Here is a 26,024-nt window from a genome sequence, read left to right on the forward strand (position 1 = left end):
TATGCTTACTCGCTTTCTTGTTCTTTATTCATGAGCGTTTTTATAAGTACTTCTGGAGATACCATTTGTGAGCTAGCAGCATATAACGCTGTACCACCAAAGTCATCAAAAGAAAGCTTACTAAGCAACTGGGTTGCTTTTGCCTTTATCGGGTTTGCGGTGTAAAGGCCGTCCACACGCCAAGTATATACAACATTAATTGTGCGACCACCGCCGTTTTTCAATTGTAAATACTTATAGTGAACAATGCCTAATTCACTTTCATAGGTAGCCGCAATAGACTCTGCCACCGACCAAAATTCGGGGTCGTATGGTTTATTACTCCAAGTTATTAACTCTTTATCGTTTCGCTCTGTGAAATAGGTAAAGCTATAAAGGCTAATATCAACACCATTAATACTTGTATTAGCGTACTGCTGCTTATCGTAATTAGTATAAATTGGCTTCCAGCCATCGATGGTTTTAGGCTCGGTTTGATCTGTGGTTTCTTCTTGCAGTTGTTCGAGCAGCGTAGATTTTTCAGCATTGAACGCCACCATAAATACTGGGCCACATATTAAAATTATTGCAGCAAATACAACGTGAGTTTTCGCTACTGATAGCTGAGACGTACTCTTATTCATCGCGGGAAGTGGTTTATTGTCGTAAAACAGACGTGAGAACAATAACACTAGCACGGTTACAATAAAGAAGAAGACCCAACCATACACAAGGTGATCAAAGCCAACTGCAGCTTCCATATTACTAATATGCCCGATATACACCATGATGAATGCGCGCATACCATTGGCTAAAATGGGTATTAAGCATACGCATACCATAAATACTACTTGCTTGGTGCGCGAAACAATATCTAGGTGGGCAATAAGAAGCCCTATAGTAATAGTAGAAAAAAGAAAGCGAATACCGCTGCACGCTTCAGCCACGTGAAATAAACCCTCTGGTATTTGTAAATACCATCCTTCTCGATAAACGGGAACATTAACGGCGTTTAACATAAATACCGTTAGGTCTGCGGTAACTTCTTGCAAGTCGGGAATTAAGAACTCACCAAAGGGAACGGCAAGCAAAAGAAACAGCAAGGGGAACAACAATAACTTTAATACAGCGGTGCCAAATACTGCCCAAACAAAAAAAAGCGGCATTGCCATAACGGCAAAATGTTCAACGGCACCAATTAAGGCAAGCTTTCCAACCAAATAAAGAACAGTGCAGCCCACTAGCCCTATAAAGCCAACATTACTTAGCATGTTACGCTTAACTGCCAAGTTGAATGCATAACGTTTTCTATAAATTAACCAGCACGCCACGGGTACAATTAATACCGCGTGCTCGAATGTCGTAGACGAAAACCAAATAGACACAATATCTGCAAATGTAGTGAAATACATTGCTAACCATAGTGCTGCAAAAACACACAACACAACTGCCTGGCCTACCGCCAATGTAACTTTATTGTACGATGCAGCCTCACTACTTAATGTATGTGTCATACATACTGCCCCAGTTAAAATCCTTTAACAAATTATCAATTTTTGCTTCCATTCTTGATAGGTTCACGTAATGCCTAAATTTTGAAAGCCATTTAGCGTTGGCAATGTATGGCTGATCAGGGTCGATTTCCCACGGATGAAAATAAAAGCTATAGGGTGCTGACTCAGACTCCATGAACTGCATAATTCGTTTTTTAGATAGCCAGTAAGGGTAAAGCCTGAAATAACCGCCACCACCGATACCCGTGTTTGCATTGTTTTTACGGATAGTTGGAATGGGTATCTCTATAATGCCTTCTTCGCGTTCATACTTAAAACGCGGCCAATCAGGCACTCCGTAAAGGTCATGTTGTATTGGGTATGTACTAGAAGAGTAAACAAAACCTTGTTCAGCTAATACTTCGTAAACCCAAGTATTGGTATTGTTCACCGAAAAACTAGGGGCACGATACCCTTTAATAGCGACACCGCCGGTGTCCTCTAGTATTGCCGTACTATCAGCCACATCTTTTATAAACGCATCTCTGCTCATCGTAGTAGCACGCTGATGCTCTAACCCATGGCTAGCCAGCTCATGGCCTTCATCTACTATACGCTTTATGACGTCGGGGCAACGTTTGGCTACCCAACCTAACGTGAAAAAGGTACTTTTAACGTTATTTTCTGCAAACAAGTCAAGCAAACGGTGCGTATTGTCGCCAACCCGTAAACTTATGCTGTTCCAATCTTTTTTATCTACTACACCTTCGAAGGCCGATACTTGAAAGTAGTCTTCAACATCAACCGTCATCGCATTTAGGCGATTATCTAACTTCATGCTCATCGCCCTTACTAACGGCCTTTGCCGAATAGCACCACTTCAACGGTACGTATTAATATTAAGATATCCAGTAACAAACTTTGGTGTTTAACGTAATAAAGGTCGAACTTCAATTTTTCCATTGAATCCTCAACACTGGCACCATATGGGTAGTTAAGCTGTGCCCACCCTGCCAACCCGGGTTTTACATTATGGCGTTGGTTGTAATAGGGTACTTCTTTCACTAATTGCTCAACAAACTCGGGGCGCTCTGGGCGCGGCCCGATAAACGCCATTTCACCTTTAAACACATTAAGTAATTGAGGTAATTCATCTACGCGGTATTTACGAATAAAGTTACCAATACGAGTTACCCTACTGTCGTTCTTCGATGCCCATTTGGCACCGTCTTTTTCAGCGTCGGGGCGCATACTTCTAAATTTAATAATTTTGAAAAGCTGCCCGTTTAACCCCACTCGCTCCTGCTTATAGAACACAGACACGCCAGTTCTAAAGCCATCATCTAAATAAATAAAGAGGCCGGTAAACAACATAATGGGCCAAACAAAAAAGAACACAATAAACGCTAAAAAGGCATTTAAGGTGTAATCGAGGGCGTCGCGAAGATAGTTTTGGCTTTGAAAGCCATTTGAGTAAATAACCCAGCTTGGGTACATTAAGTTTACAACTATTTGCCCGGTTTCGCGTTCCATGAAATCGAGCAATTCGGTAACTTCTATACCGCGCAGCCTGCATTCGAACAGTACCTCTACCGGTAAAGTGCCTCGGCGTTGATCGCAGGCAATGACGATTTCTTCAATGTCGTTATCTAAAATAAATTGTTGAAAGCTTTCATCTACTTTTACATGAATAATTTTTTCCTGCTTTATGCCGTCTTCGCGGTTATCACCCGGAATAGGTACGAAGCCCAACAAATCGAATGCTATGCGGTCTACGTCGCGGCGCATACGCTTTTCTATTATAGAGGCACGTTCGCCCGCTCCAAGTACAACAATGCGCACTTTGCCTAAACCAAGCAACCCTAAGCGGTTAGTAAAGTAGCGAAATACGACTAACGTAATAATGATGGCACTTACCGCGGCAGGTAAGAAATACGAATCCATTACCAACTGGTCGAAAAACGCCCTACTAATTACCTCAACAAGAAAATAACTTAACCCTACACTTACAAAAATTCTGCGTATTATTCCCCTGAAGGTTTCACGCAATTTAGCCTCGTACAACCCAACCGACAGCGAACACAAAAGAATAGAAACGGTGAGCAAGCCCACGTTCACAATTAATTTTTCTATATCGACATTGGCCGCCAACCCCAACTGCGTAAGGATAAAATGAGAAATATACCCCATGTACGCTATGAGGACTGCCTCGGTAAGTACTAATATATTTGAGCGTTTATTCTGATTTCTTTTATTAACTGCCACCCCTGGCCCCCAAAAAACTACCGCTATGATTCCCACTATAAAGGGATTTATTCTAATAGACTAGAATTGTTGTTGGCATTATAGTGACAATTACCGTAGGGTATCCACCGAAAGTTAGAATTTAACCATAATGAGTGTAGGATGATCTCTTATGTTGAGCTTTAAACGCTTACAAATCTGTTTTGCAGTACTACTAACACTATTCATTTCAGGCTGTAGTAATACGGGGGCACTCCCTGAATCTACTACCAGAGCGTCGTTAACAACCGACGTAAACGATTACCAATACTTAATTGGCCCGGGCGACTCGCTTACTATTTTTGTATGGCGTAACCCTGAAGTGTCGGGGCAATTTATTGTTCGCCCTGATGGCAAAGTAACTACATCGCTTGTTGAAGATATCGACGTAGCGGGTAGAACGCCTACTATGCTTGCCCGTGAAATAGAAGAGCAACTGTCTACTTATATCAACAACCCTCGCGTTACCGTTAGTGTAAATAATTTTACCGGCCCGTTAAGTGAACAGGTGCGTGTTATTGGCGAGGCGACTAACCCAAGTGCGGTGAATTACACTGAACACATGACATTGCTAGACCTTATGATAGCCGTGGGCGGGTTAACCGAGTTTGCTGACGGAAACGGCGCTAAACTGGTAAGAGTAATAAACAATAAACAAACCACTTTCGATATCAACATTGATGACTTAATTCGCGATGGAGATATTTCAGAGAATGTAGACATGTTGCCTGGCGACATTGTTATCATTCCGGAAGCTTGGTTCTAGTTCTAGCAGTAAACGGAACAATTAATAACATGCAGGATTTACAGCAAACGCTCGTCCAGGTTCTCGATTATTTAAAAGGAATCTGGATAAAAAAACGCTACGTGATGATTTTTTCATGGCTTATATGCCCAGTAGGTTTTTTATATGTCGCAACCCTTCCCGATGTTTACGAATCCAAAGCACAAGTCTTCGTAGACACCCGCTCGGTACTCCAACCATTGCTTCGCGGTTTAGCTATTCAGACCAATCCCGACCAAGAAATACAAATGATGGCGAAAACATTACTTAGCCGAAGTAATGTGGAGAAAATTGCCAGAGAAAGCGATTTGGATATCACAACATCGACAGAAGACGAGTTTGAAGCGTTAGTAACAAGGTTATCAAAAGATATCAACTTGTCATCAACTGGCAGGGACAACATATACAACATTTCATTTTCTAACGAGATGCCAGCAGTTGCACAAAGAGTGGTTCAAGAAACGTTAGATTTGTTTGTAGAAGGGTCGCTTGGTAACAACCGAAAAGATACTGACACTGCGGGCCGCTTTTTAGATGAACAGTTAGGTGAATATGAAGCTAGACTCTCTGAATCTGAGCAGCGATTAGCCGATTTCAAGCGCCAGTATAACGACATACTGCCGTTAGCAGGAACCTATTACTCTAGCTTACAACAACTGAACAATGACTTAGAAGCGACACGTCTTCAAATAAAACAAACCCAACAGCAAACGGCATCATTAAAGAAACAGCTTGGTAGCGGAAAAACTGCAGATAGCTTTGGAGTAACAAATCAAGATGAACCTGTGCTTCGCACTAGGTACGACGAGCGAATAAAAGGTCTTGAGGAAGAGCTTGACCGCTTGCGCCTTCGTTTTACCGACAAACACCCTGACGTTATTGAAACGGCAGCCTTATTAGAAAGTTTGGAAGCATCTCGAGCGAAAGAAATAGAAGCATTTTTACAAGCAGGTGATGATGACGACACGCAACCTTTAAGTGAACTAAACCGCGAGCTTAAACTGGAAGCCAGTCGTTTAGAAAGCCAAGTTGCGTCGTTACGCGTGAAAGAAACCGACTTAGAAGCAAAAATTGCAGAACTTGAAAGTAAGGTTGATTTAATACCGCAGATTGAAGCCGAATCTACTGCACTGAACCGCGACTATGGCATTACTAAACGTAAGTACGAAGAGCTACTGTCAAGAAAAGAGTCTGCCGACTTGTCTCGACGAGCAGATGTGTCATCAGAGGATTTACAGTTTAGAATTATCGAGCCTCCTTTGATGCCAAAATCACCTGCCGGCCCTAAACGAGTATTATTTTATACGGCAGTGTTGATTATAGGTTTTGGAGCAGGTATTGCTGTTGCCTTTTTAGTTAGCCAGCTAAACCCTATCTTGATAAGGCCAAAACAGCTGTTAGCCTTAACCGATTATCCTATCTGGGGTACCGTTACGCATTTAAACATTGAGCAAATTAACAAAACTAATCGCATGCGTTTATTTGTATTTCTTTTGTCCTCTGGGATGATATTTGCTATGTACGCTGTTTTAATGGCCGCTGAAATTATGAATATCGATTTATTTAGGGGCATGCTTTAATGAAAAACACCATTGAAAAAGCGTTGCAGAAGCAGAATGAAGCAAAGCGAAAGCAACAAGAAATAGCAAAAAATTCTGTACCTGAGCCTCAGCCAGCAAAACGAGCGGACCTTACTGAGAACAGTACTCCTGTTGTTCAAGCGTCCCCTTCTCCTGATCCACAAAACGTAGCACCTAGTCCAGAACCCGCTACTACAAGCTCAGAAAAAGGGCAATCATCTGCGCTACCGGAATTTAAAATTGATTTAGAGCGTTTAGAAGAAAAAGGCCACATTTCAATAGCGGGCGAACGTAAACAGATAAACGAAGAATACCGTGAAATTAAGCGAAAGCTACTGGCGAATGCCTTTGGCAGCCTAGCGAAAACGCTACATAACCCAAATATAATTATGGTAAGTAGCAGCAGGCCTAGCGAGGGGAAAACCTTTACTGCAGTTAACTTGGCACTAAGTATTGCGGCAGAGCAAGATAAAACCGTGCTATTGGTTGATGCAGACGTGTTAAAGCCTAACGTATTAAATACGTTAGGCCTTGAGCGTAGAAAAGGCTTGATGGAGTATTTAACGGGTGACGTAGAAGACATTTCAGATGTGCTCTACCCTACCAATATTGAAAAATTAAAGATTATCCCTGCAGGTAAATCGCACCATTTATCTACCGAACTATTGGCTAGCCAAAAAATGCACGAGACGGTAGATGAATTTGCGAACCGCTACCCAGACCGTATTGTAATTTTTGATACGCCCCCCCTTATTGGTATTACTGAAAGTGCTATTTTAGCGAATTTTGCAGGCCAAGCCGTTGTGGTAGTGGAAGAAGGCAAAGCAAAAATTGGCGACATAAAAATGTCGGTAGAGCGTTTAAACCCAGAAATGGCAATAGGCTTTGTGGTAAATAAAAGCGTACATAACGATACCGATGGAAGCGGATATTATGGATATTACTATGCCGAGCGCAATAAATAACAAATTAGCTTTTCGGCACAGTAACATTGCCTTGGTAGTTGCCGCTGCACTATTAACTAGTGTTAGTGGGCCCGTAAACGCTAAGTTAGATATAAGCGCAACTGCGTCAGCGAAAGGCATTTTTCAAGATGTTGAATCTGAAGAGAATGGTAACTTTTCGCTAAATACGTTATCGGTTAACCCCAGTGTAAACGTCGCGTATCAGTCGCGTACGTTTAACGGGTTATGGCAAGGTAAGCTTACCCATATTTCCCGAGATAGTGACGACAACAGCCGTGAAGATAATTACGGTGAATACAGCTACTCTGCGGAGTGGGCACCGGTAGATGAGCTCATTACTTTTCAGGCATCGGGCGCGTTGAATTATCAAAATGCGCAGGCAGGTAATTTTTTAGTGTCTGACTTTTTTACCAATGCAGACGCACTCGCCAAAACACGCTCTAACCGTTTCGGCACTACTATTACGCTTTCACAAGGCGATTGGGTTCGCGGCCAAGGTACGGCATCGTATTCCGATGTAGCCTCTGAGCGTAACGCACTGAATAACGGTTTTGCCCTTGATAACGACACCTATCAGCTGTCTGGCACCCTAACCAACGGCGATGAAGCCAAGTACCTAATTTGGAACCTTACCGGCGCATATCAAAATACAGATAGAGCGCAAAACAATAACGGTGAGTTCGTATCGCGAACAGGGTCGGGTTTTGTAGATATGCATGTGTTTGATAATTGGGCAGTACGCGTTACTGCGTCTCATGAAGCGAACCAAATATCGGATAGAACTGACACAAACAGCCTAGTACGTGAGTTTAACTCTTACGGTGCGGGGATTACTTACAGACAAAGCAACAATCGTTATATTTCCCTTACTGCGAATACTAGCGATTCAAGCCTTGAGGATGACAATAACGAAAGCTTTATAGGTGTTGATATTCAGTGGGCACTAAGTTCACGCACTCAAATAAGCGCGACTTATGGAAGGCGTTTCTTTGGTGAAACTGCATCTGCAAACATTAGCTATAATTCTAAATATTTCCGGACTGCTTTTGGTTACTCTGAAGACGTTACTAATACGTCGAGGCTTTTAGCAAACCCCGAGAATTTAGGGGTGTTTGTTTGCCCAGTAAGCTCAAACTCTATTGCCAGTTGTTTCCAGCCTAACAGCCTCGCTTATGTGCCTGAGGCCAATGAACAATTTGTACAAATATCTACACAGAACGTAGAGTTTAACGACGATATTATTGTGCGTAAAAGCAGTAACTTCCAAATGGGTTACGACTTTTCGCGGGTAACGTTAGGCATGTCTTGGCGCTATTCGTTAGACGATGCACTAGACCAAGACAGATTAACGCGCACATACTCACTAGGCTCTACCCTTGCTTATAAAATTGGAAGCTACACCAATTTAAATGCCAGCGTGAATTACGCTAATATTGAGCAACGTTCAGAGCAGCAAGCCATTAGCGGCGAAAGTGACAACTGGAATGCCACTATGGGTATTGAACGTACCCTAGGACGCTCGCTGACCGTGGGTGCCGATCTTTCGTATATTGACCGCAGTGGCGACTTAATTAACGGCGGCGGTGTCGGTGGCGGTTTCTTTGGTGCCAACTTCACCGACAGACGTATTACCCTCTCGTTAAGTTACACTTACGAGTAAGCGGAACTAATACTACTGTCGATTGTTTTGCGACAAAAAAATTAAGAAAGGGCCTCGTATGAGGCCCTTTTTGTATTCGCTTGCTTTGGCTATATCTTCTCTATTCCGTTTTGTCCGTACTCTTAAGCCTTACGTAAGTTTTAAACTTCTTCTTCATGAGCTTGTCGATGTACTGCGTCATTTTAACCTTATGCCCAATGGCATCGTCTAACGCATCAACTAGCTCTGCTAGCATGTCTAAATAGTATTGCGTATCGCGAACCGTATTACCCGCTGGCGTAATAATTTGCTTGCCGTCATCACCTACCTGCTGTGGAATAAGCGATTCAGGCTGAGCGGCCGGCGCCTCTTGTGGTTCGAACATTTCCGCTTTTACTTCGGCAATCACTTCGCTTACTTCATCACTGCCGAAGGTGTCTACCTCTTCTAAAAACCCGTACAGCAATACTCTATCCATTAGGGTATTAATTTTACGGGGTACGCCACGGGTAAACTGAAAAATACAGTCGTAAGCTTCGTCTGAAAACAAGTTAGAGCCGTTATAGCCAGCATGATGTAAACGGTATTCTATATATTCTTTGCATTCGTCTAGCGATAGTGGTGCTAAGTGGCACGACGCTACAATACGTTGTCTGAATTGCTCCATATTAGGCGCGCGAAGAATAGGCTGTAGCTCTTCTTGCCCTAATAGAAAGCTTTGAATAAGTGGCTTACCATTTAACTGGAAGTTAGACAGCATGCGCAGTTCTTCAATCGTTTCTAAAGGTAAGTTTTGTGCTTCATCCACTAAAAGCAGAGCACGGCGCCCTACCACGCTTAAGTCATACAGAAACACTTCAAGCATTTTAAGGATTTCTGCTTTCGACCGCCCTTCTGTCTCAATATCAAACTTAGCAGCCACCATTTTTACTAATTCATCGGGCGACAGCTTAGGCGTAACAATTTGTGCAGCAACAATATCGTCTTCAATTTCGGCCAATAGGCTATTGGCAATTGTCGTTTTACCTGTACCAATATCGCCAGTAATTACAATGAAGCCTTCGGCTTGAGACAAGCCATATTGCAAATAAGACATAGCACGCTTGTGCCACTTACTGGCAAAGAAAAAATTTGGGTCAGGTGTTAACTGAAACGGTTTCGAGTTAAGTCCATAATAACTTTCGTACATGCAAAATACCGTGTTGAATAACCGTTGAAAAAATACGCTGTTTTATAATACTTAAATTTTAAACGAGTTACTTGAGTTTATTCATAGTAATTCGTTTAATATTCGCGGTGGTAAACCCTGCATCGCCAAAGGTAAGCACATGAATGTGCACCCGACATTACCACCTTTAGCGGTGCTAACTTTTGTTAGCTACCATATAGGTGCTAACAATCAGCGCGTTAGCTTGGCCGATATCTGATAATATCTTTGGTCATATTATTTTTAGGCCATTTTTTCGATAGATGAAATCTTGTTTGTGAGTATATCAACTAACACCGCTAAACCCCACCAACGTAATACTCAACCTAGTGCGTGTGGCGACAGCGCGTTAAATAATGGTGAAACGCCTTCACCCGCGCCCTGGTACCTTTATATTATCGAAAATAAAACAGGGCAGCTTTATACCGGTATTACTAACAACCCCGAGAGGCGAATACGCCAGCACAGGGGCGAATTGGTAGGCGGCGCAAAAGCACTACGTGGCAAAGGGCCTCTGGCATTTAAAGTCATATTTCAGGTGGGCGATAAGTCGACAGCCGCGCGACTGGAGTACGAAGTAAAACAGTTACCTAAAACAAAAAAACTCGCCATTGTTACCAAAGCGAGTTTCCAATCATACTGCTGCGTTAAAGCATCGCTTAACCTGTAATGTACTGGCCTATCCGCCAAGCACACCGTTAATAATCATCGCGTTACCAATGCTTAGTGTAAAAGCCAACGCCGCTACGCCTACGTTGTGTTGATGGTCGACTTCTTGTCTAAAGTTCATGCCAAACAATATGATTTTTTTACTCAGCATAACAAGAAGATGCAGCGCAATAGCCAGCGTAACACTTACTATTAACCACCCCGTAACATTGCTTACATAGCCTAACGGATCGTATTCCAGCAGGCTCTTAGCAGCCGAAACAATCATAGCCGTACCTAGCAAGTTACCGCTGTGTTCAATGGCTAAGGCTAGCTGCCCATTTTTAAGCGCCTCTTGAAACGACCCATTTTGATTATCTTTGGCGTAGCGCAATTCAAGAATGCGGGTCATAACCAATAGCATGGTAAGTACCACTAAGAAGCCCGTAACAATGGCGATGATGGCGTTCATGTCGCTGCCATCTACCCATACCATAATATTGTGTAGAACAATGGCGCTGGCAACTAAGCTGGCGGCATCAACTAAGGCTACACTTACGCTTCGATCAATAATTAATGCTTGCGTATCGAGTTGGTTTAAAACAAGTTTGTCGTGAGCATAACGCCCTACTTTTACCAGCAATACGCCTACAATGCCGAACGTAAGCATACCGACCGCGGCTTGCGTATACCCTTCGCTCACATGGCGCCCCACCACCGCACTCATTACAATGCACAACGACAGCATGCCGCCAGCGATGCTTATACCGAATGCAAAGTTGTCCTTCACGCCAAGCTCTTCTGTCACCGAGTATTGACGCCTAGCCCCTGAAAGCCATTTCATTATCAGGAGCAAGAAAAGTACTATCCCAATGTCGATGGCCAGGTAAACCCATAAGTCATGCGCAATGGGGACTAGTTTTAATAATGCTTCCACGTTATCGTTGCTCCTTGAATACTACTTCATTAGCGTTATGTTTTTGTATTGTATGCACTGGCTTGGCTGGCGATGTCACCCGCTATCGCCCGCTTTCGTCCTTTATCGGTGGCGGTGTGCTATATATACTACGTTAAACTAGCTTAACGGTTTGAAAACACGCTTTTTTATTTAAGAGAATGGTAAAACACTATTATGCCTACAGATAGCGCAAATAACATTGATAACCATCAACGTGGGCACACTTTTTGGCAGCAACTAACCGAGAAAGGCCCATTACCCGACACGATTATTCGCCACCAAGACGAACTATGCCGTGCATTTGGTTGCTCTACCTTTTTGGCCGAAACCGTTATTGCTAACCCCGATTGGCTACACGATATTGTTTACCATTCTGACACCCGCCTGCGTGATGTAGACCCGGTTAAATTTTATCAAGGCGCATTGGATACTGAATTACAGCAGGTTACCAATGAAGATGCGCTATTGCGTGCACTTCGCCAGTTTAGAAACAAGCACATGGCGGCTATTACCTATCGTGATGTGTTGAACAAGCAAGGTATTGAAACCTCGCTTAGCCACGTGTCGGCCCTTGCAGATACGCTGATAAATGGTGCGTACCAATGGCTGTTTAACATGCTAAGCGAGAAGCATGGCACACCGCATTGCAATGGCGTAGCCATGCCCATGTATATTCTTGGAATGGGAAAGCTTGGCGGAAAAGAACTAAACTTTTCCTCAGATATCGACCTTATTTTCGTTTACCCCGAGAAAGGCGAAACACAAGGGGGAAGAAAGCCCCTAGAACATCAGCAGTTTTTTACCCGCTTGGCACAAAAGCTTATTCAAGCACTCAATAAAGTAACCACCGACGGACAGGTATATCGCGTTGATATGCGATTGCGCCCTTTTGGCGAGTCTGGGCCACTAGTTATGCATTTTTCAGCATTTGAAGACTACTACCAAGAACAGGGACGTCATTGGGAACGGTTTGCCATGATTAAGGCACGCATTATTAACCATGATGGCAGTGAAAGCGCGCAGGCACTTAGCGCGATCTTACAACCATTCACGTTTAGGCGGTATTTAGATTTCACCACAATAGATGCCCTTCGCAACATGAAAAAGCTTATTGCGACTGAGATAAGACGAAGAAGGCTGAACAACAATATTAAGTTAGGCGCGGGCGGCATTAGGGAAGTAGAGTTTTTTGCCCAAAGCTTTCAACTTATCCACGGTGGCCGTGAACCACTACTACAAAGTAAGTCATTACTTACTACGCTTTCAGCGCTTTCAAAATTAGACATTGTAGAGAACGATGTTACCGAACAACTTGCTTCCGATTATTTATTTTTACGAAAAATAGAACACACTCTTCAGCAATGCCGCGACAAACAAACCCAAACCCTGCCGGATAACACCTGGGAGCAGCATGCTCTGTGTATGGTACTGGGCTATGATAATTATGACGCCCTGCTACGCGAAATAGACAGTGTGATGACTCGCGTTCACAGCCACTTCAACGAGCTAGTTGAAGAGCAGGCAGACACCCATGATGAACATGATACGCTGTTTGAAACATGCAGAGATGCATGGCAATTAACACTCGATAAAGGTGAGTTTGTAGAAACCTTCGCGCCTATGCTTTGCGAAGAAGACGCTGAACATGTTTTTACGCTGCTGTCTGATTTCAAAGGAAACCAACGACACTACCGCATAGGACAGCGAGGTGAAGACACGCTTAACAAGCTCATGCCCGAAATTTTATATGCGCTTATTGCTCATAACCCCACAACCGTGCAGCAATTGTTAAAACGTATACTGGGCGTAATTACGGCGATAACCGGCCGTACCACCTATCTCGATTTATTGTTAGAAAACCCTGATGTATTAAAACAGCTGGTTAAACTTTGCGATCGCAGCGAGTGGATTGCCAGTGAAATTAAGCGCTTTCCACTGCTACTTGATGAGTTGCTTAGCCCACTTTATTTGCAACAACAAAACACGGATATTGTCAGCAGTAAACTTGCTTACAAACAAGAGTTACGAGAAACCATGTTGCGCGTTGAACTTGACGACGTTGAACGCATTATGGATATGCTTCGCCAGTTTAAATTGTGCCAACAGCTGCGTATTGCAGCCAGTGATATTAGTGGGTCGCTGCCTATTTCAAATGTCAGTGACAAGTTAACGGTGCTAGCTGAGGTGGTTCTAGAACATGCTGTAAACGCTGCATGGTTTCAAATGGTTGACCGCTATGGCGTACCATCTCATTTGTTAGACAATGGCGATGTATTAGCACAAGGTGAAAGCGAGCTTCAAAAAGGGTTTGCCGTTATTGGTTACGGGAAGCTAGGCGGTTACGAGCTAGGCTATGGGTCTGATCTTGACCTTGTTTTTTTGCACAACGCCCCTCGCGACGCAGTAACGAATGGCAAAAAATCGATAGAAGCGCAACAGTTCTACATTAAATTGTCTCAACGTATTATGCATTTGCTGAACACTAAAACATTGTTCGGCCAACTTTACGAAACAGACCTACGCTTGCGACCTTCAGGTAATGCGGGCTTGTTGTGCTGTCACATAGACGGGTTCGAAAAATATCAGCGTGAAGAAGCCTGGACGTGGGAACATCAAGCTTTGGTGCGCGCACGCGCTGTGTACGGCGACACAGACCTGCTAACCAATTTTAATGCGGTTCGCCATGCCATACTATCAACGGCGCGAGATAACATGACACTGGCCGATGATGTACGCAAAATGCGGGAAAAGATGCGCACTCACCTACTTACCGAACACGGTGACAAAGTGGATTTAAAGCAGTGTGTGGGCGGCATTACTGATATTGAATTTATGACACAGTATTGGGTACTTGCTAACGCAAATACCATTAATGAAATAACGCGCTACACCGATAATTTGCGTATTTTAGACATGGCAGCCGACACCGGCATTATTGAGCAAATACAAGCCAACGAATTGCAGCAAGCGTACTTAGCACTTAGGGAGCAGTATCACCACCTTACGCTTGCCGACACAAAATATGCCGATGATTCTGCGCATTTAGAGGCGATGCGAAGCACCGTTAGCCGGTATTGGAATTCGCTATTCACAAAATAAAATGCAGTATTAACGCTCTAGTACGCTGCATTCGCTTTTAAGGAATTCCGTTTCTTCAGCGCTGACTACTAACGAGCGCTGACCAGCACACAAATACGCCTTCACATCGCCTTCAAAATTGCTGTCGATAGCGTTTGCGATTTTAGCCAATGAACCGGCTACAGAGTTATCCATTTGGAACTGATGTTTGATAACGAAGTCTTGCTCTAAATTCCATATTAGCTGCATGCCTTCTTCTTGCGCGTAGTTTGATATTGCTTCACGCAATGTATTGCCTTCTTTGAAAGTGCGAAATTTGTATTCGCCTTCCCAGCGTTTATCTACCGGGCGAATGCCACTCGACATCTGTTCCAGCTTGCTATCAAGCTGAGGGTCAACGCCGGCAGTATCAAGAACAAAATCACCTTGTTCTTCATCCATCGGATCGTTGGCTGACATGCGAAAGTCTCGATAAAAATCGCTGAGGCCAGAAGACACTGATTTTTCTTCTTTTTGTGCTTCAGGCACCGGGGCAGCATCTTGGTTCTCAAGCAAAAAGATAAGTACACCCGCGACAACAACAAGTCCTAGTGCTAGTCCAACCTGACGGATCCAAAATGCAGAGCTTGAGTAACCTTTTTGAGCCATTGTTATTCTATGTTCTTATTTATCTAAACTATCTACAAACTAACCGAGTCGGCACCAACAAACAATTGCGAAACGGCATTTTCACACAAAAGTATAGGGTTTTACTGCCATATTCGCACTAATTGTGCGCTAATTATGCATTAGTCATATAGTGACGCGGGGTTAGAGGCCGGTCGCGTTTTAAAACGCTTATGCATCCATAAATAACTTTCAGGCTGCTCTTTCACTGCAGAATCAATATGCCTGTTAAGTTCAGTGAGTGCAGCGTGATCGTCCATCTCGCCTAAATGCGTAAGCGGTGGATATATTTTAATCTTATAACCACGCTTAGTGTACTGTGACGAAATCATCATAGGCACTGCCTCTGAACGCCTAATAAACATTAACGTAGCGGTTGTTGTGGCCGTGTCTTTTACACCACCAAACGGAACAAAAACACTTTGTTTAGGACCATAGTCTTGATCTGGCAAGTATAAACACAACTCGTTGTTGTCCATGGCCTCTAGCAAGGCTTTCGAGTTACGTTTGTGGATCATGTATTTGTTCGAACGATTGCGACCGTGGTACTGAAGGTAGTCCATCAACGGGTTGTTATGCTTACGGTAGAACGCAATGCTCGGGTGAAAATAGCCAATTCCTCGACACCCAAATTCAACATTCATATTGTGCAAAGCCATACCAAAAACACCTTTACCGCTGGCTAACGCAGCCTCTACGTGTTCTGTCCCTTCAAATTCCATCGCATTTCTTACGCGCCAGTCAGGCCACCACCAGCCCATTGCGGTTTCGAAAAGCGCCATGCCTGTTCTACGAATATTCTCTTTCACCAAGGCTTCAAGCTGCGCAGGGTTAAGTTCAGGGTTCCATAATTCAAGGTTTCGACGTGCCACCTTTGCGCGTTTAGGCACAATTTTCGCGATAAGTTTGCCCGTGCCACCACCGATAAAGCGGATTACCGGCAACGGTAACCATGTGATTGCATACAATACAATAACGGCGAACCAGATTAACCAGTATTTAGGGCCAAGAAATGCCAACTTAAATGTGGGAGCTTTGAGTGCTGCAGCCAACGCGACGGTATCCATTTAATTGTTTTATGTCGCTATTGTACCAAGAAACTGAGGCTGAGAAAGCGCGGACCAGCGATTTATTTAGCAAGATGCTGTAGCGCAAACCCGGGCACTAGACCTCACCTTGCTGTTTACACTAATACTCTTTATCGATTTGCTTTAGCTTTTTCTCAAAGCTTTCGAACTGGTCGCTTGATTGATAATCGAAGTGGTATTGATTGTGAAAGCCATATTGAAGCTTCACATTGGCATCTTCTATATACAGGGTGTAGCCATCATGGTCGGTAAAGGCAATTACCCCATTTAACGCATACTGCTCATCTTTTTTAGTGCCGTTGTTACGAATTTTATCGAACACTTGTAAGAGGAACTTACTGTCTAATTCATTTTTCATTGTAATTCCATGCTGCTTGTTCATTTACTAATGTATACACAGCAAGGTGTGTATTGGTTTACATCACAATATGCTCATCACAACGTGGTGGGGGCAAAAGAAAGCCCCTCACATACGCATTGTATGAACCTAAAAGCGTTTAGAAATTATAGCGCACGCCCACGTTCACCATGTTGGCCGAAAAATCATCTTCGCCACCTAGGTAGGTGTATTCAAGCCGTATCATGGTGCGGTGACCGACAAAATAGTCGAACCCCAACCCAACTAACCCAGCCACCACGCTATCGTCATAAGCGCAGGGCAATACGTCTGCCGCGCACGCTACAGCGTCGACACTGGTAACATCGATATTGGCAACGCCAAGCTTGTAAAACAATTCACCTTCTCGGCTTCCCGCTTTACCTAATACAGCAAGATATGCCCCTTTGGCTTCGACCATGGCAGACGGCTCACTTTCATCGACCAGAGATAAATAACCGCCTTCAACATACCATTGCTTATGAAACTGATAGCCAATAGCACCGCCAAATGCCATGCCGCTGTCACCTATTACATCGGTATCAACATCTGCGTACCCAACCGTTGCAACACCATAAACGTCCGCGTTAGCAGAAATAGACAAGCACGCCAGCGCCAGCATCGAGCTAGCTTTCATTACATTTGTTAAAAACTTCACAACAATTACTCCTTTAATTAATGATTCACACTATAAAGAAGCCGTTATCAATGTGAAACGATTAATTACCTCAACGGTTAAGATGAAATATTGTTAACAGTCGCAAAAAACGACTATTTTTTCACCTTTCTGCACTTTCCTGTACAAATAAAATACACCTTAAGATGCTGATTTTGTTTATTTTTTGTAAACAAGCAATTAAACCATGAAAATAAGAACATGATATTTATACACTTTTTACAAAATTTGATCTTTTCCAAATCTGTTGTAGTATTAACCCCATACAACTGGTCAGATGAGCGGATGAGTCTTATGAGTATTAGAACAAGTCTAAAGAAAGTTTTACCCCCAATTTCAGTTACAGAACAAGAAGCGCTAGACGCGGGTGACGTGTGGATTGAATCGTCAATTTATCAGGGTAAGCCTGACATGCAGGCGTTACGCGATATTCCTCAAGCGAAATTGAGCGCTGAAGAACAAGCATTCATGGACGGCCCTGTCACTGAACTTCTTGCTATGGTCGACGACTTCGAGTTGGGTAACGGCAAACACATTCCACAGGAAATCTTAGATTTTCTTGGTAAGAACCGTTTCTTCTCAATGATCATTCCAAAGAAATTTGGTGGTCTAGAATTCAGCCCTTATGCAAACTCTACGATTGTTGCCACAATAGCAGCAGTAAGTGGCGCAATTGCGGTAACCGTAATGGTACCTAACTCGTTAGGCCCAGGTGAGTTACTTATGCACTACGGCACCACAGATCAACAAGATTACTGGCTACCACGTCTTGCTGACGGCCGTGACATTCCATGCTTCGCGCTTACTAGCCCTGAAGCAGGTTCAGATGCAGGTGCGATTCCTGATGCTGCTATTGTTACCAAAGGCGAGTTCAATGGTGAAGAAGTACTAGGTCTTCGTATTAGCTGGGATAAGCGTTACATTACGCTTGCGCCTATCGCTTCTGTACTTGGTCTTGCGTTTAAAGTATTCGACCCAGAGCACCTTCTTGGCGATAAATTAGAGCTAGGTATTACCTGTGCATTGCTTCCTAAGTCACACCCAGGTGTTGAACTAGGTAACCGTCACGACCCTATGGGCGTTCGTTTCTACAACGGTACCACTCGCGGTCAAGACGTATTTATCCCGATGGATTTCATCATTGGTGGTCAGAAGAACATCGGCCGTGGTTGGCAGATGCTGGTTAGCTGCTTAGGCGCTGGCCGTGGTATCTCTCTTCCTGCGATGGGCGTAGCAACAGCACAGTCTGCGTTTAAAGGTACTGTTGAATACTCTTTCGTTCGTGAACAATTTGGTCTTCCAATTGGTCGTTTTGAAGGTATTCAAGAGAAAATGGCTGACATTGCTGGTAAGACATTCTTACTTGAAGCAATGCGTGTTCTAACGACAGAAGGCTTAGGTCTTGGCGTTAAACCATCAGTTGTTACCGCGATTGCTAAGTATCACATGACTGAACTAGGTCGTGACGTAATGAACTCTGCAATGGATATTCAAGCTGGTAAAGCAATTCAACGTGGCCCGCAGAATACATTAGCAGGCGGCTATGCAGCACTGCCAATCGCAATTACGGTTGAAGGTGCAAATATCCTTACTCGTAACCTTATGATTTTTGGTCAAGGTGCAATGCGTTGTCACCCTTACCTAAAAGACATGGTAGACCTTATCCACAGCAACGAAAGTTCTGCGGACAAAGAGTTCAACAAGGTATTACGTAAGACAGTTGGTTTCAGTGTGAATAACGCGTTCCGCAGCTTGGGTAAATCATATTTACCATTCTTACGCGGTACCGAGTCTGCACTACCTGAAGTACGTAAGTATGAAAAACGTGTAAATAGCATTTCTGCGAAGCTTGCACCTCTTGCTGACCTATCTTTGGCAGTACTTGGTGGCGACCTTAAGAAAGCGGAGCTTCTTTCTGCTCGCTTAGGCGATGTAATGAGCTACCTATACGGTGCAATGGCTGCTATCCGTTTTTACGAGCAGCGCATTGAAGACAGAAAGCTAGCACTACCGTATTTCGAGTATGCTATGCAGTGGTCTTTACAGCAGGCTGATCAGGCGATTGTTAACTTCATCAACAATTTCCCGAATACAGCAACGCGCGGTCTAATGCGTTTACTTACTAACACCTACACGAATAGTGTTGCGGGTATTAGCGATGACCTAGTACGTGAATTATCAATTGCGTCAATGCAAGATAATAGCGTTAAAGCGCAGCTTACTCACCTTGTACGCGTAACACCGGGTGATGGTAACGATATCAACGAGCAAGCGTTTAAAGCTAAGCATGCGGTTGCCCACCTTCTTGGCAAAGTACAAAAAGCACTTCGCAAAGAGCCAGTGGTTCCATTCATCTCTTTTGAGCATGCATTGAACAAGCTGCAAGAAAAAGGTGTGGTTAATGCACAAGAAGCTGCACAGCTTCATGACTACAATGAAAAGCGTAAACTTGCTGTACGTGTAGACGAATATACATTCGACATGGAATTACTTCCTGCGTCTGAAACGCTAACAGCGGTAGATGGCGGCAAAAACGCAGCCTAAACGAATTAGGTTATATTAACCTACTAAAAAGCCCTGCATTGGTAAGTGTCTGATAAACAGATTAACTTGCGAAAGCGGGGCTTTTTTAATGGTTTTTCGTCAATATAAATTGCCAACACATGACCCATTGTTCTCACTCCCCACCTCAAGGCATTAGACTTTAGTATAATGGCTCCCTATATTAACTAGTATGGCGACATTCTAGGGAACACAATGAAATGTCTTGTAGTGCTAGTCTTTTTGATAATAACCAGCGTCAAAAATAGTTATGGAGAAGAACGTGCGTATACCATCGGGTACATTAATCACCCACGTATTCACACTTATTATAAACCCCTGATTGAGGAGGCCTACCGGCGTATTGGCATTACCCCCACGTTCATAGAGGTAGGCGGTGAACGAGGTCTTCGTTTACTTAATGACGGCTTTTTGGATGCTGATATCATTCGCTTTGAGAGCGTCACCCGCCCTTTCAGTAATGTACTTCCCATTTACCCTCCTTTGGCAAACGGACGTTTATCACTTTATTGTGCAAGCGATGTACCCTGTAACTTAGGTATACTGCGTGACCCTTCCATAACTATTGCGGTAAGGCGTCGTTTTAAAGCCCAACGTCGAGAAAACAAAGACATCCCAGACATTTATGCAAACTTAGATGGGTTTGAAGATATTCAGAAGATACGAGATCTGATGACATTTAAACGCTATAGCTATGCCATTCTGCCTAGCGATGGCTCGTCAGACGCTGATTTTGAGGCGATGAGGATAAAAACAATAGCTATCAGCACGGAACAACCTGCTGTTCATGTAATCCACAAAAGAAACCAACACTTATCAGGCGCATTATTTGAAGCCTTGCAAACGGTAATTGAAGAGCGCGGATAACCATAAAAAACCCAATGTTGAATCGAAGTAAATAGTTTGACGTTCAACATTGGCGCTTTATTACACGAATGATGGATAGCGTGAAGTAATCTGGGGTGTACAAAAAAACACCCCACTCTATTACTAATTTATTCCCTTCACAGAAATAAATGGACCCAATATCAAAACATCCAACTCCCCTAATAGGTAAGCTCTTATTGCATCATCTGGCGTTCTCACGATTGGCTCTTCATGCATATTAAAGCTGGTGTTAATCAAAGCCCCTATCCCAGTTAAGCCCTTGTACGCCTTAAGAATGTCAAAGTACCCGGGATTTCTTTCGCTTGTAATAAGTTGAGGTCTGGCGGTTCCATCTACATGAACAGCGGCTGGGCAGTCTTGCTTCATCTCTTCGGTACAGTCTAGCGTTACCGTCATAAACTCTGCTGTTCTTTCCACTCCTTCACTATTGAAAAAGTATCGGTTACGATCTTCCATCAATGCTACAGGTGCAAACGGCATAAACTCCGTACGGCCTAATCTTTTATTCAACCAGTTATTTACGTCAGGGTCTCGCCCATGATACATAATTGAACGATTGCCCAGTGCGCGTGGGCCATATTCCATCCGGCCGTCAAACCTAGCGACAACCGCACCACCGTTAATCAACGACGCAACCGTTTCTGCGAGGTTATCTGGCTTCTCGTACGATAGGCCATTTTTGATAAGTGCATGCTCAAGTTCTTTTTCACTATATTCTGGACCTAAGTACGGGTCATCAAATTTGAAATCACCAGCATTATCCATTGCAAGTAACGCTGCTCCGGTAGCACAGCCGCCATCACCCATATTCGGGTATACAAATAGTCTTTGAACACCGTCTATTTCGTATATACGCTGATTTAATTTTACGTTTGCAGTTACCCCTCCTGATAGCACAATGTTTTCAATACCAGTCTCTGCTACATAATGTTCAATGTAATCACATGCTAGCTTTTCCAGAACCCACTGAAAGCCAGCGGCCACATCCACTTTGCTATACTTTGACGCTAGGTAGCGCGCAAAATAGGGATTGTGGGGCATATCGAATTCAAACTTTCCAGGGGCAAGATAAACGCGTTCGAGCAGGTAAGGACCAAGTACTTGTGGGTTGCCATAAGCAGCTAATCCGACAATTTTTCCTTCATGCCTCGAAGGTTTGAAACCAAGCGCTGATGTAACCTGCTCATACATGAGACCTAACGAGTGGGGATAATCGACTTTATTTAATAATTTAATTTTTCCCTTTTCACCCACACTTACCGAACCCGCTCCCCCAGTACCATAACCATCTAAAGTGACAATGAGTGCTTTATCGAAATCACTGCAATAAAACGAATTAGCTGCATGTGAGCGATGATGGTCGACCCGCTTGACTTTACCTTTGAAGCCTAAACTTTTAAGGCCCCTAGATAGCACGTCGTCGTAGTAAGAAAAGCTATTTTGGCTTTTAACGGCCCACTGACGAAACGCTCGGCGAGAATACCAGTTACTTAACGCTGAAGGTTTTCCAAGGACTCTGTAAACGAGTTTATGCAGAGGACTTTTTTGCATAGTTTCTGTAGCGCTATCCAAGCCTGGTACTGTTTCAAAGGTACTATCTTGAGGTATGGGCGGCTCTGGTGTCGGCTTTTTACGCGGCAGTTGCTCTAGTGCGGTAACATTCTTTTTAATACATGCAGACTCACCTTTCGCCTCTAGAAATGGATAAGTCACGACATCAATTTGTTCTATAGTGATTTGGTTATATTCTAACGCATGAGACAACGCTAAAGTGGGGAATCCGCCTTGTTGTTTGACCCTTGAATAACGCTCTTCAGATGCGGCAAATACTAATTTACCGTCAATCATAAGTGAAACTGTCGCATCTTTATCAAGGGGTGATATACCAAGTATTATCATAAGGTAAGCTCTTTTTTAAGTTGAGCTGGTGTTACTGCAACGCCGCCCAATGTGTTAAAGAAATAGTCAAAAAATAAATCAAACTTCGCTTTAAATTCGTTAAGGTCGTTCTCAGTCCTGACATAGGGTGAATACCCGGGTGCGAAAGATGAAGAATGAAGAGTCCAAGATAGTATCCGATTGCCTTTTTTAATTAGGGAATTGGCTAACTTAATATGTTCGTTAGATGTGTAGCCTTCCGGAGATAACTTTAATCGATCGGAAAAGCCGCTTCGCGCCAAAATACCAGGTATCCTAAGACGTTCGAGTTTTCGTGCTAAGGGGTCTATATGAGGCTTAATTACTCCTCCCCACCCAACAAAGTCTGATGATAACGGAAAATGTGTTAGCTTTTCGTTTTCTTGTGACGTGTAGATAAATGACTGCGTCTTTTCAAAGCGATAATCAGGCCCACCGTCCATTCTTGCATCAAATGCGGGGCAGACTGAGAGATCAATTTCATAACCTAACTGAAGTAAAATATCTTGCGTGTTGGGGCCGCTGCCATATCGACCTGACTTATATGATTTTAACGGCGCCTCAATTTGTCTTTCAATTTCTTCCGTCAAAGTTTGAATTTTTGCAAATTCTAATAGTTTAGGGAGGTTACCCGGGTAACTGTTCATTGCACATATTTTTTCTTCAATTGGTGGGTTTACCCACGGATGACAATGCGCACCAATCTCAGCTGAACCATCGTTATGGTAGAGTGATAGCAATTGCATTGTTTTCTTATCTTGAGAAACTGGGTAATCGACCACGTAACAAGGTTTTACTCCTGATTCAACGAAGTACTTTTGCCAAGACGGCAGTGCTGATAGATGTTCAGTTCCTGTAGAATCACTGCTTACTGGCTTGTGCCAATCAAACTCCTCTTCAGTGTCAATGACAACTAAGAGGTGTGGACGTTCAAGTGTTGTTTCATCAATATAATCGACATCATTTCTCATCATTGCCCAATCCAAATTAACCAGAGGATACTGGTGAAATGTTATACTATAACGAAACCCTATATTCCATAATTAATTCAGTTAGAACAAAAGCTTGAGAAGAATTCTCAAGTTATAAAAAACAATCATTCAATAACAAAATGGAATAATCATATGCCAATTAATTAGAGAAAGTAATACGTTAGCAATAAGAATCCAAACACATGAAGCGTAGTGCGATTATTGAAAAAATTATCCTGAAACGCCTAAAACGTAAGGCTTCGATAACAAAAGACTAATTGTTATTCGGATATTAGCGGGGGGTTGAATTGTATTTTTGAAGAGTTTTTTTTAAGCAACGGTTAATAACCGTTAAACGCGGTTTAAACTAAGAACGCTACACACAACCAATAAGTTAATTTTTTGTAATGTTTAATTTTTATGCTATCAGGCGCATTATTTGAAGCCTTGCAAACGGTAATTGAAGAGCGCGGATAACCGCGCTTCATCTGATGCTAGGTTGCGGTCTGCAACGTGAAGAAGGGGAACCTCACCTACGGCGTAATAATTCGCGCTACATTTTGCTCATAACGACGTCTCCACCATTTCAGGCTTATGCCGACCGATATGATACTCACCACCCACGTAATGATTAGTAACGGCACAAATGCACTACTCATACCGCCCACAAAGCCAATGGGAGAGAACATCAAGTACAGGGTAACAATTAAACCTATAAGGATAATGGCGCACGGAATCGAATAGCGCCAAGGGGTCATATCCACTTCGGCTTTCGGTATAAAACGCCATGGCTTTGCCATTGGATAGAAATGACCAATGGTTAACATAATTGCTAATTCAATGAAGAAAAGCACAGCATATATATGAATAAAGTTTAGTTCTACCTGCCATACAAATTTCAACAGCCCGTAGGCGATAACATGGAATATAATGGCCACTTTGGCTGCCACGGCCGGTACGTTTTTAGTAAACAGCCCAACCAACACAATAGTGATAACGGGAATATTATAAAACCCTGTAAAAATGCGGATGATTTGCCACAAGCCCTCTGGCGCTAGCATCAGAAGTGGTGCGGTAATAAACGACACCACCGCAATAACAAGGCTGGTTATTTTTGCCACGCGAATTAGCTGGCCGTCACTAACCTTATTTTTCTTAAATGGCTTATACACATCTAAACAAAACAACGTAGCAGTACTGTTTAGTAACGAATTGAACGAGCTAAACACAGCCCCTAACAATACGGCCAAGAAGAAGCCCGATAGATATTGAGGCAGTACATCTTTTACTAAGTGAGGGTATGCCAAGTCGATAGTTTGTAGGCTTTCATTTTGATACAAATGATACGCGATCACACCAGGCAGCATCATCATGAAGGGAACAAGTACCTTGAAATAGCCAGAAAATAGGACACCTTTCTGCCCTTCTTCTAGGTTCTTTGCGCCTAACGTGCGCTGAATAACGTATTGATTCGTACCCCAGTAAAACAGGTTTGCGAGTAACATGCCGGTAAATATGGTGCCGAAGGGAACAGGGTCGTCTGCTGCACCTATGGCGTTGAGTTTTTCCGTTTCTGTTGTCGCTATGGTAGTAAGCCCGCTGGAGAAGCTGCCATCACCTAACGCAATTAGCCCTAAAATAGGCACCAAAAGACCGACAATCAGTAACCCTATACCATTTATTGTATCTGACACCGCCACCGCTTTTAGCCCACCAAATATGGCATATAGCGCACCAATGCTGCCCACCATAACAATGGTAACAACCAGGCTTGCTTCATAGGGTAAATCTAACAACCCAGGTACATCGAATAACCGCAGCACGGCAATAGAACCTGAATAAAGCACCGATGGGATAGTGATTAATGTGTATCCCACCATAAATAGTACAACAGTCATACGTCGCACGCTGTCGTCAAATCGGTCACGAAGAAACTCAGGAAGCGTAGAGAACGCACCCGCTAGATAGCGAGGTAAAAACACGAGTGCCATGATAATAGTAGAAATGCCAGCGGTTACCTCCCATGCCATCGCACTTAAGTTATAACCGAACGCTGAGCCATTAAGCCCTATTAGCTGCTCTGCCGACAAATTCGTTAATATCATTGAGCCCGCAATGAAAATCCCCGTTAACCCTCGCCCCGCAAGAAAATAGCCATCTTGCGTGTCTACTTCGCCCTTCGTTTTAAAGTAAGAAATTATGGCAACTAACGCCATAAAGGCAATGCAGGTTACTAAGGTAAGGGTGACATTCATGCTAACGCTCC

General features: G+C 43.3%; 20 protein-coding genes. 8 read left to right on the forward strand and 12 right to left on the reverse strand.

The window, feature by feature from the left end; all coding sequences use genetic code 11:
* Positions 1-5 precede the first annotated feature (5 nt).
* Genes xrtA through AC27EZ_RS04290 form a run of 3 tightly spaced genes read right to left on the reverse strand, consistent with a single transcriptional unit; the run spans position 6 to position 3,737 of the window.
* Entirely contained in the window at positions 6-1,493 is a 1,488-nt protein-coding gene (gene xrtA / locus AC27EZ_RS04280; RefSeq protein WP_487134133.1) for an exosortase A, read from the reverse strand.
* Complete coding sequence (locus AC27EZ_RS04285; protein ID WP_487134134.1) at positions 1,474-2,310, reverse strand: XrtA system polysaccharide deacetylase; 837 nt, start codon at positions 2,308-2,310, stop codon at positions 1,474-1,476. Before AC27EZ_RS04285 ends, xrtA begins: the two co-directional genes overlap by 20 nt.
* A 14-nt stretch (positions 2,311-2,324) precedes the next feature.
* Positions 2,325-3,737, reverse strand: a complete 1,413-nt coding sequence (locus AC27EZ_RS04290; protein WP_487134135.1) for a TIGR03013 family XrtA/PEP-CTERM system glycosyltransferase — start codon at positions 3,735-3,737, stop codon at positions 2,325-2,327.
* 151 nt (positions 3,738-3,888) lie between these two features.
* On the opposite strand from AC27EZ_RS04290, the gene AC27EZ_RS04295 reads away from it, so the two are divergent.
* Genes AC27EZ_RS04295 through AC27EZ_RS04310 form a run of 4 tightly spaced genes read left to right on the forward strand, consistent with a single transcriptional unit; the run spans position 3,889 to position 8,744 of the window.
* Positions 3,889-4,521 (forward strand): XrtA/PEP-CTERM system exopolysaccharide export protein, encoded by a 633-nt coding sequence (locus AC27EZ_RS04295; RefSeq protein ID WP_487134136.1) that lies wholly within the window; start codon positions 3,889-3,891, stop codon positions 4,519-4,521.
* A 29-nt stretch (positions 4,522-4,550) separates the two neighbouring features.
* The gene (locus AC27EZ_RS04300; protein WP_487134137.1) at positions 4,551-6,119 is read left to right on the forward strand and encodes an XrtA system polysaccharide chain length determinant; all 1,569 of its coding nucleotides are present in this window, start codon (positions 4,551-4,553) and stop codon (positions 6,117-6,119) included.
* Positions 6,119-7,084 (forward strand): XrtA-associated tyrosine autokinase, encoded by a 966-nt coding sequence (locus AC27EZ_RS04305; protein ID WP_487134138.1) that lies wholly within the window; start codon positions 6,119-6,121, stop codon positions 7,082-7,084. The genes AC27EZ_RS04300 and AC27EZ_RS04305 overlap by 1 nt, the downstream gene beginning before the upstream one ends.
* Positions 7,038-8,744 carry a TIGR03016 family PEP-CTERM system-associated outer membrane protein gene (locus AC27EZ_RS04310; RefSeq protein ID WP_487134139.1) on the forward strand — a complete coding sequence of 569 codons (1,707 nt, stop codon included), beginning with the start codon at positions 7,038-7,040 and terminating at the stop codon, positions 8,742-8,744. Before AC27EZ_RS04305 ends, AC27EZ_RS04310 begins: the two co-directional genes overlap by 47 nt.
* A gap of 100 nt (positions 8,745-8,844) precedes the next feature.
* Here the strand turns inward: AC27EZ_RS04310 and AC27EZ_RS04315 are convergent, their stop codons facing one another.
* Complete coding sequence (locus AC27EZ_RS04315) at positions 8,845-9,912, reverse strand: XrtA/PEP-CTERM system-associated ATPase (protein WP_487134140.1); 1,068 nt, start codon at positions 9,910-9,912, stop codon at positions 8,845-8,847.
* A 295-nt stretch (positions 9,913-10,207) separates the two neighbouring features.
* Between AC27EZ_RS04315 and AC27EZ_RS04320 the strand changes: the two genes are divergently transcribed.
* Positions 10,208-10,600 (forward strand): GIY-YIG nuclease family protein, encoded by a 393-nt coding sequence (locus tag AC27EZ_RS04320; protein WP_487134141.1) that lies wholly within the window; start codon positions 10,208-10,210, stop codon positions 10,598-10,600.
* Between the two features lie 9 nt (positions 10,601-10,609).
* Here the strand turns inward: AC27EZ_RS04320 and AC27EZ_RS04325 are convergent, their stop codons facing one another.
* On the reverse strand, positions 10,610-11,515 hold the full coding sequence (locus tag AC27EZ_RS04325; protein WP_487134142.1) for a DUF350 domain-containing protein: 906 nt from the start codon (positions 11,513-11,515) through the stop codon (positions 10,610-10,612).
* 195 nt (positions 11,516-11,710) lie between these two features.
* Here AC27EZ_RS04325 and glnE point away from each other — a divergent pair, with 195 nt between their 5' ends.
* Complete coding sequence (gene glnE / locus AC27EZ_RS04330; RefSeq protein WP_487134143.1) at positions 11,711-14,635, forward strand: bifunctional [glutamate--ammonia ligase]-adenylyl-L-tyrosine phosphorylase/[glutamate--ammonia-ligase] adenylyltransferase; 2,925 nt, start codon at positions 11,711-11,713, stop codon at positions 14,633-14,635.
* Between the two features lie 9 nt (positions 14,636-14,644).
* On the opposite strand, the gene AC27EZ_RS04335 is transcribed toward glnE, so the two are convergent.
* The 4 genes from AC27EZ_RS04335 to AC27EZ_RS04350 all read right to left on the reverse strand — a co-directional run bounded on the left by AC27EZ_RS04335 (position 14,645) and on the right by AC27EZ_RS04350 (position 17,402).
* On the reverse strand, positions 14,645-15,262 hold the full coding sequence (locus AC27EZ_RS04335; RefSeq protein WP_487134144.1) for a TcpQ domain-containing protein: 618 nt from the start codon (positions 15,260-15,262) through the stop codon (positions 14,645-14,647).
* A 140-nt stretch (positions 15,263-15,402) separates the two neighbouring features.
* On the reverse strand, positions 15,403-16,332 hold the full coding sequence (gene lpxL, locus AC27EZ_RS04340; protein WP_487134482.1) for an LpxL/LpxP family Kdo(2)-lipid IV(A) lauroyl/palmitoleoyl acyltransferase: 930 nt from the start codon (positions 16,330-16,332) through the stop codon (positions 15,403-15,405).
* 136 nt (positions 16,333-16,468) lie between these two features.
* On the reverse strand, positions 16,469-16,726 hold the full coding sequence (locus AC27EZ_RS04345; protein ID WP_487134145.1) for a DUF3081 family protein: 258 nt from the start codon (positions 16,724-16,726) through the stop codon (positions 16,469-16,471).
* A 139-nt stretch (positions 16,727-16,865) separates the two neighbouring features.
* The gene (locus tag AC27EZ_RS04350) at positions 16,866-17,402 is read right to left on the reverse strand and encodes an outer membrane beta-barrel protein (RefSeq protein ID WP_487134146.1); all 537 of its coding nucleotides are present in this window, start codon (positions 17,400-17,402) and stop codon (positions 16,866-16,868) included.
* A 219-nt stretch (positions 17,403-17,621) separates the two neighbouring features.
* Between AC27EZ_RS04350 and AC27EZ_RS04355 the strand changes: the two genes are divergently transcribed.
* Positions 17,622-19,964: an acyl-CoA dehydrogenase gene (locus AC27EZ_RS04355; protein ID WP_487134147.1), complete on the forward strand. Its 2,343-nt coding sequence runs from the start codon at positions 17,622-17,624 to the stop codon at positions 19,962-19,964.
* A gap of 213 nt (positions 19,965-20,177) precedes the next feature.
* Positions 20,178-20,849, forward strand: coding sequence for a hypothetical protein (locus tag AC27EZ_RS04360; RefSeq protein WP_487134148.1), 672 nt, complete (start codon positions 20,178-20,180; stop codon positions 20,847-20,849).
* Positions 20,850-20,972: 123 nt separating this feature from the next.
* On the opposite strand, the gene AC27EZ_RS04365 is transcribed toward AC27EZ_RS04360, so the two are convergent.
* The 3 genes from AC27EZ_RS04365 to AC27EZ_RS04375 form a co-directional block, all read right to left on the reverse strand.
* A complete protein-coding gene (locus tag AC27EZ_RS04365) occupies positions 20,973-22,769 on the reverse strand; it encodes a carbamoyltransferase family protein (RefSeq protein ID WP_487134149.1) in 1,797 nt (598 codons plus the stop codon).
* Positions 22,766-23,761, reverse strand: coding sequence for a polysaccharide deacetylase family protein (locus AC27EZ_RS04370; RefSeq protein WP_487134150.1), 996 nt, complete (start codon positions 23,759-23,761; stop codon positions 22,766-22,768). The genes AC27EZ_RS04365 and AC27EZ_RS04370 overlap by 4 nt, the downstream gene beginning before the upstream one ends.
* Before the next feature lie 530 nt (positions 23,762-24,291).
* On the reverse strand, positions 24,292-26,013 hold the full coding sequence (locus AC27EZ_RS04375; RefSeq protein ID WP_487134151.1) for a solute:sodium symporter family transporter: 1,722 nt from the start codon (positions 26,011-26,013) through the stop codon (positions 24,292-24,294).
* Between the last annotated feature and the right edge of the window lie 11 nt (positions 26,014-26,024).

The sequence above is a fragment of the Alteromonas sp. 4NH20-0056 genome (genome assembly GCF_057539655.1).